General features: G+C 62.5%; 8 protein-coding genes. 3 read left to right on the forward strand and 5 right to left on the reverse strand.

The genetic code is table 11. The features are described 5' to 3' along the window. Positions 1-157: 157 nt before the first annotated feature. The 5 genes from pqqE to NKH29_RS22080 form a co-directional block, all read right to left on the reverse strand. Positions 158-1,303, reverse strand: a complete 1,146-nt coding sequence (gene pqqE, locus NKH29_RS22060; RefSeq protein ID WP_051409553.1) for a pyrroloquinoline quinone biosynthesis protein PqqE — start codon at positions 1,301-1,303, stop codon at positions 158-160. Further along, positions 1,273-1,569, reverse strand: coding sequence for a pyrroloquinoline quinone biosynthesis peptide chaperone PqqD (gene pqqD / locus NKH29_RS22065; RefSeq protein WP_023716589.1), 297 nt, complete (start codon positions 1,567-1,569; stop codon positions 1,273-1,275). Before pqqD ends, pqqE begins: the two co-directional genes overlap by 31 nt. Next, the gene (gene pqqC, locus NKH29_RS22070) at positions 1,566-2,306 is read right to left on the reverse strand and encodes a pyrroloquinoline-quinone synthase PqqC (protein ID WP_352493902.1); all 741 of its coding nucleotides are present in this window, start codon (positions 2,304-2,306) and stop codon (positions 1,566-1,568) included. Before pqqC ends, pqqD begins: the two co-directional genes overlap by 4 nt. 14 nt (positions 2,307-2,320) lie before the next feature. Continuing rightward, positions 2,321-3,253: a pyrroloquinoline quinone biosynthesis protein PqqB gene (gene pqqB, locus NKH29_RS22075; RefSeq protein ID WP_352482839.1), complete on the reverse strand. Its 933-nt coding sequence runs from the start codon at positions 3,251-3,253 to the stop codon at positions 2,321-2,323. Positions 3,254-3,340: 87 nt separating this feature from the next. Further along, complete coding sequence (locus tag NKH29_RS22080; protein WP_352482840.1) at positions 3,341-3,439, reverse strand: pyrroloquinoline quinone precursor peptide PqqA; 99 nt, start codon at positions 3,437-3,439, stop codon at positions 3,341-3,343. A 452-nt stretch (positions 3,440-3,891) separates the two neighbouring features. Between NKH29_RS22080 and NKH29_RS22085 the strand changes: the two genes are divergently transcribed. The 3 genes from NKH29_RS22085 to NKH29_RS22095 all read left to right on the forward strand — a co-directional run bounded on the left by NKH29_RS22085 (position 3,892) and on the right by NKH29_RS22095 (position 6,021). Then, positions 3,892-4,977: a M20/M25/M40 family metallo-hydrolase gene (locus tag NKH29_RS22085; protein WP_352482841.1), complete on the forward strand. Its 1,086-nt coding sequence runs from the start codon at positions 3,892-3,894 to the stop codon at positions 4,975-4,977. A 9-nt stretch (positions 4,978-4,986) separates the two neighbouring features. Continuing rightward, positions 4,987-5,418 carry a zinc-binding metallopeptidase family protein gene (locus NKH29_RS22090; protein WP_352789702.1) on the forward strand — a complete coding sequence of 144 codons (432 nt, stop codon included), beginning with the start codon at positions 4,987-4,989 and terminating at the stop codon, positions 5,416-5,418. A gap of 81 nt (positions 5,419-5,499) precedes the next feature. Then, complete coding sequence (locus NKH29_RS22095) at positions 5,500-6,021, forward strand: ferritin-like domain-containing protein (protein WP_352482843.1); 522 nt, start codon at positions 5,500-5,502, stop codon at positions 6,019-6,021. Positions 6,022-6,160 lie beyond the last annotated feature (139 nt).

A 6,160-nucleotide genomic window follows, 5' to 3' on the forward strand; every position in this document is an offset into this window, starting at 1 on the left:
AGGCGGAGTTGGATTAATTCCCCGCCATTGAAAAGGTTCCACTCTGGATATTCACGGCCTTGTGGTGACGGCTGGTCAGATCTGGATCGGCCTCACCTCGACTGTTCCTTCCAGCCGCCGAGTGAGAACGAGGGTGGCCCCGGACTCTTGATCGAGATCATGTGCGGCCGATACGGCGAAAGGCAAAGGGCGGGATGAGGTCTCCGCCGGTCCTCGCATCGGACGGCGGAAGCGTCTCCTCGAGCAGCATCGCCATCCGGGCATGGAGGGGCGACCTGACGCATACGGGATCGGCCGCCGCAGCATCGCCGGCCAGCGCCAGCGCCTGGCAACGGCAGCCGCCCCAGTCGACATCACGGCGCTCGCAGCTGCGGCAGGGTTCCAGCATCCAGTCCGTCCCACGGAAGGCGTTGAATGCCGGCGAGTCCCGCCAAATGTCGGCCAGCGGCCGAGAGCCGAAGCGCTCGAATCGCAGCGATGGAATGGTCATCGCAGCATGACAGGGCAGCACCAAGCCGTCCGGTGCGATGACGAAAGCATCGCGCCCCCAGCCGCCCATGCAGGGCTTGGGATAGGTCGCAAAATGATCCGCCACCACGAAATCGATCTCCAGCACGCCGACAAGACGTGCCCGTGCGGCCTCCACGGTCGCGACCTGATGCTCTATCGAGGCGCCGTCGGGCAGCAGATAGCGACGATTGAGCAACGCCCAGCCGGCATATTGCACGTTGGCAATCTCCAGCCGCTCGGCGCCGAGCGAGAGCGCCAGGTCGATGTAATCGGGAATTTCCGCGATGTTGTGCCGATGGATCGGCGCATTGATCGTCAGCGCCAGTCCGAGGGCCCGCGCATGTCTGGCGGCAGCGAGCTTTTGCGCGTGGGCGCCGGAATGGCGTCCGATCCGCGCGGTGGTTTCGGCATTGGCACCCTGGAAGCTCACCTGAACATGGTCTAGCCCCGCGCTGGCAAGTGCTTCCAGACGGATGCCGGCAAGGCCGACGCCGGCCGTGATGAGGTTGGTGTAGACACCGGTTTGCGACAGCGTTGACACGAACTGTTCGAGGTCCCGGCGCAGCGTCGGCTCGCCGCCCGAAAGATGCACTTGAAGAACGCCCATAGCCGCCACTTGCTCGAACACGTCGAGCCAGCGTTCCGTCTCCATTTCACGGTCGGCTTTCAGCAAATCAATGGGATTGGAGCAGTAGGGGCACTGCAGAGGGCAGCGATGCGTCAGCTCAGCCAGCATCGCGATCGGAGGGAACGGCGCCTGCGTCACAGCCGCACCAACAGCCGGTCTGCCCATTCCTGCAGGAAGGCGCCGACGTCGGCGTCGATTTCCTGGCCCTGACCGTCATATTCGCAAGCAAGCTCCCTCACGATGGCACTGATTGACGTCTTGCCGTCACAGCGCCGGAGGATGTCCAGTCCGATTGCATCGGGCCACAGAACGCGCTCGGGTGCCAGCACCGCCCAGGCATTCCGGACGGGATCGAAACGCAGGCGTACATAGGGCGCGAGGCGCGGGCGAGATTGCGCCGATACAATCCCTCTCCGGCGGTCCGCTGTCATCCGTTGGTCTCCGGCCGGAAGCAGCCAGGGGGTATGACGCCGTCACGCCCATATGCGTAGTCGAGCGCGTCGAGCATCGCCCAGAGCACATCGCACTTGAAGACCAAGGCGTCGACAACCTTCTGCTGACGTTCCGGCGTATCGGCGTAGCGAAGCACGTAGCCCAGCGCGAAATCGGAATCGCGTGCGGCCTGATCGGGCCGCCGATCGAAATAGGCGAGCGTGTCGGCCCTGACGAAGTCGTATCGCGCCAGCATCGCTGGCACGCGTTCTGCGATAATATCGGGCGAGAAGAGTTCGGTGAGGGAGGAAGCAACTGCTTCGAGCAGCGTATGGGACGCGCAGAAATTGACATACGCCTGCACCGCGAAGCGTGTTGCCGGCAGCGCCAGCCTTTGGCTTTTCACCTCTTCCGACTCAAGGCCGAGCGACGTCGCGAGATGCAGCCAGCGCGCAATTCCGCCACTCCGGCCGTCCTCGCCGTCATGGTCCTCGATGCGCTTGCGCCATGCGGCCCTGAATGCCGGATCCTCGGCGTAGGACAGGATGGTGGCGTCCTTGCGCGGGATGGCCGCCTGATAGCAGTAGCGGTTGAGCGCCCAGGCCTGCAGCTCGGTCTTCGACATCGCTCCCTCCACCATTCTGCGATGGTAGGGGTGTCGGTTGTGATAACGCTCGCGGCCGACCTGCAGAAGGACTGTGCGCAAATCTTGTTCATTGAGGCCGCGGCCGACCACGTCGGAAAAATCGTTCACAGCATGAGCTCCATCCGGTCTTGCGCAATCTCCCATCCAGCTGCGCGCACCGCCGCGTGTTCGGGCGATTCCTCGTCCAGAACCGGATTTGTGTTGTTGATATGGATGAAAATCCGGCGGTCGACCGGCAGGTGGTTCAGACATGCGATCGCACCGTTCGGTCCGGACATGGCGATGTGTCCCATGCGCGCGCCGGTCTTCACGCCCACGCCGGCCGTGATCAGCTCGTCGTCCGTGAACACTGTGCCGTCGAGGAGAACCATGTCGGCGCCGGCAATCCGTTGCCGCAGCGATTCATCGACGGCTGTACAAGCGGGAATGAAGAGCAGCGAGCGGCTCCCCTCCATCAGACGAACCCCGATCGTGCCGCCATCGGCGGAACGGAGCTCCGGATCCTGTCGGCCGCCATCTTCAAGAAAGAGCGCCACCTTGCCAGGAACGGAAAACACCTCGATGCGGATGCCGATTTCCGCGCCCTCGGCATCGCAAAGATCGATGAAGCCTTCAGGAGGAAGGCAGCGGCGCGAAACAATCTGAGCATCGAGGACATCGAAGATCGAATTGGAGGCGATAACCGCCAGAACCTGCTCCGTTGCATAAAGAGCGAAGGGTTGCCGCTCACGCAAGCTGAGGAGCCCCGAAATCTGGTCGATCTCGGCGCCGGTCAGGACGACGGCTGCCAGCGGTGTGGCGCGTGCCGACATCTCCGGATGCGGTTGGAGTTCAGGGTTTTCAGCAATCTGCTGGCGGATATCGGGAGAGGCATTGAAAAGCACCCAGTGTCGCCCGTCTGGAGATGCCGCAACACTCGTCTGAAGACGCGGGCGGACCCCAGGATTACCCGCCCGCGCGGCCCTGTTCAGCCTGTCGTTGGCGTTCCACTGAGGAAAACCGCCACCCGCGGCGGACCCGATGATCCTAATCCACACGCCGTGACAAACTCCGCGTTTCTCTATTCCAGCAATGTCGCGAACCGGTCGAGCACAGCCGATGCCGTACCCGCCGGTTGCGTAATGTCATTTCTTTGTGGTGATTTCGGCAGGCAAATAGCGCGATATCTCCATTCCCGCCGCGACTTCGCACATGACGGGCTTCTTCCAAGTCTTCTTCTTCATGTCTTTCTCCGATCTGGCTGCCTTGGAAATACCGCAGCCAATCCCATAAGCACGCAGCCCAAGCTTTGTTCCCGACAGGGTATGCGAGGGGTGCTCTTTCGGATTGGGCGTCGGACGCTCGCGTCAAAGAAAAGACAGATCAACCGAAAGCGGAACCGGGGTGGCGGATGTTCGCGCGAAGCTTACAGCATCGGCCGGCCACCTGTGACCAGAAGCAAGCCCCGGTGAAACAACCGGCTTCTGACGAAGCCAGGAGGATGTAAGCCGGCGCAACGCAACTCTTGAGGAAATCGCCCTGCTGGCGCTAAGCTCGTTCTCCTGCATCTTGTATCGGGCACAATGATGAACGGTGAGGCGAAAAGCAGCCTGTCCGGGCGCGCCATGCGCTGGGCCATCGCATTGACCGAGCAGAAGAGCGTCACCGGGACCGGCGGCGAAGCCTCGTTCGGCCCGTGGCTGGCAGACGAGTTACGCCGCGAAGCCGCGTTTCGCCACGCGGAACCTGGACCATAGAGGTCGAGCCGGAAGATGGCCGCCATTGCGTGGCGATGCTGGTCCGCGGTACTGGCCGCGCCACCATCGTGCTGACCGGTCACTACGACACCGTCACGACGCGCGACTATGGCGATCTGGAGGATCTGGCCACCCAGCCGCAACAACTCACCCAAGCGCTAAGAAAAACTTTGGCCATGGCCGAGGCGCCTGCCGTGAGGCGGGCGCGGGACGACTTCGCCTCGGGGGAGTTTCTCGCCGGCCGCGGGCTGCTCGACATGAAGGCCGGTTTGGCCGCCGGGCTGGCGGTTTGCGCCGCATTCGCCGAAAGCACCAACGCGGCGGGAAACTTTCTGTTTATCGCGGTTCCCGACGAAGAGAACAATTCTGCCGGTGCGCGCAAAGCGGCACAGGTTCTCACCGAGATAGCCGGCGAGCACGAGTTGGACATTTTCGCGGCGATCAATCTCGATGCGATCGCCGACGACGGGGACGGCAGCAAGGGTCGCGTCATCGCGCTTGGAACGGTCGGCAAGCTGCTTCCGACGGCCCATGTCGTCGGCGTTCCCGCGCATAGCGGCTTTCCGTTGAGTGGCCTGAATGCGGCGACCATTGCCGCGGCCATAGCCGCCCGGGTGGAATGGGCATCGGAGCTGACCGACGACTCCCGGTCGCTTCCGGGTACACCGCCGAGTCTGCTCAGCATTCGCGACGGCAAGTCCGGCTATGACGTGACCACGCCGGCTGCGGCGTTCGCCACCTTCAACGTGCTGAGCTATCGCCGGACGCCGGATGAGGTGCTCGAACGCTTCGACCGGCTTTGCGCCGATGCTGCTTCGGCCTGCCTGGCGGAGTTGAAGCGGCGGCGGCACTTCCAGCACGGCAGCGCCGCGATCGATCTCCTCGAAACAATCCCCCTGCATCGTTACGAGGCAGTGCTGGACCGTCTCGACGCGGAGGCAAGATCGAGGCTTGGCGCCGTTGGGGCTTCGCTTGCCGCCCGCGATCTTCCACTGCCGGAGCAATGCCGGCTGGTCACCGACTAGGCATGGCGATTGAGCCGCTTGCCGGGACCGGCAATCGTCACCGGCTTCGGCTCGATACCTTACTTGCCGACGAACCTTTCGGACCGGCCGGCAGCGGCGCGGCTGCGGGCGATCGCTTCGGACGTCGCGGCCGACGCAAGCGCCCGCTATGGCTCGGCAATCGGCTGTGCGGATTATTTCGCCGGCATCTCGGATATGAGCTTCTTTGGCGAGGCGGCCGAGTCCGGTCTCAAGGTCGTCGCCCGCAACACGCCGATGTGGCGGGACGGCATTCGCTGGCCGAAGTCAGGTGGGCTAGCCAACATTCCCACCATCAATATCGGTCCGTGGGGACGAGACTACCACACGCCGCCTGAGCGGCTTCACATCGGCTATGCTTTCGACGTCCTGCCGCAGGTCGTGAGCGATGTTTGTGCAGCGCTGCTTAAAGACCAAGAATAGGTACGAGTCCATCAAATCTCGCCAGGAACAAATCGGCGAAGCCGAGGTTTGGTTCTACAAATCAAATCGCGAGGAAATCCTATGGACACTGACGTCAACTCCGAAACCCGTTCGATCTTCATTGTTGGGCTGCGCAACGCCCACGCCATGGAGAACCAGGCACTTTCGATCATGAAGCCTCAGGTCAAGCGGATCGAGAACTATCCGCAGGTCGCCGATCGCCTGCAGCAGCATATCACGGAGACCGAAGGGCAGATCGCCCGGCTGGAATCCATTCTGGATGGCCTCGGCGAGGACCATTCCACATTGAAAGACACGGCCATGTCGATGGTCGGCAGCATGGCGGCGATGGGACATTCCGTAGCCGGCGACGAAATCCTCAAGAACAGCTTCGCCAACTTTGCATTCGAAAATTACGAGATCGCCGCCTACAACTCATTGCTCGTACTCGCCGAAGCCGGAGGGTTTAGTCAGGCAACCAACTCTCTTCAGCAGAATCTCAGCGAAGAAGAAAAAATGGCCGACTGGTTGAAGCAGAACCTTCGCGCCGTCACCTTGCAATACGCCAGGCTGCGTGAGGCGGGAGAGACCGCCAAGAGTTAGGCCGCCCCGCTGGGGAAGGGGAATTCCTGACAACCACCCCAGCCGAATTGACGGGGTTGTCTAATCGCCGCTGGGACGTCAAGCATGTAATTGCGTCGAGACGGACGCTGCCGGGTGCATGGTTGTCTTCGCGGTCGAC

This window comes from Mesorhizobium sp. M1295 (assembly GCF_040318135.1).
Lineage (GTDB): Bacteria > Pseudomonadota > Alphaproteobacteria > Rhizobiales > Rhizobiaceae > Mesorhizobium.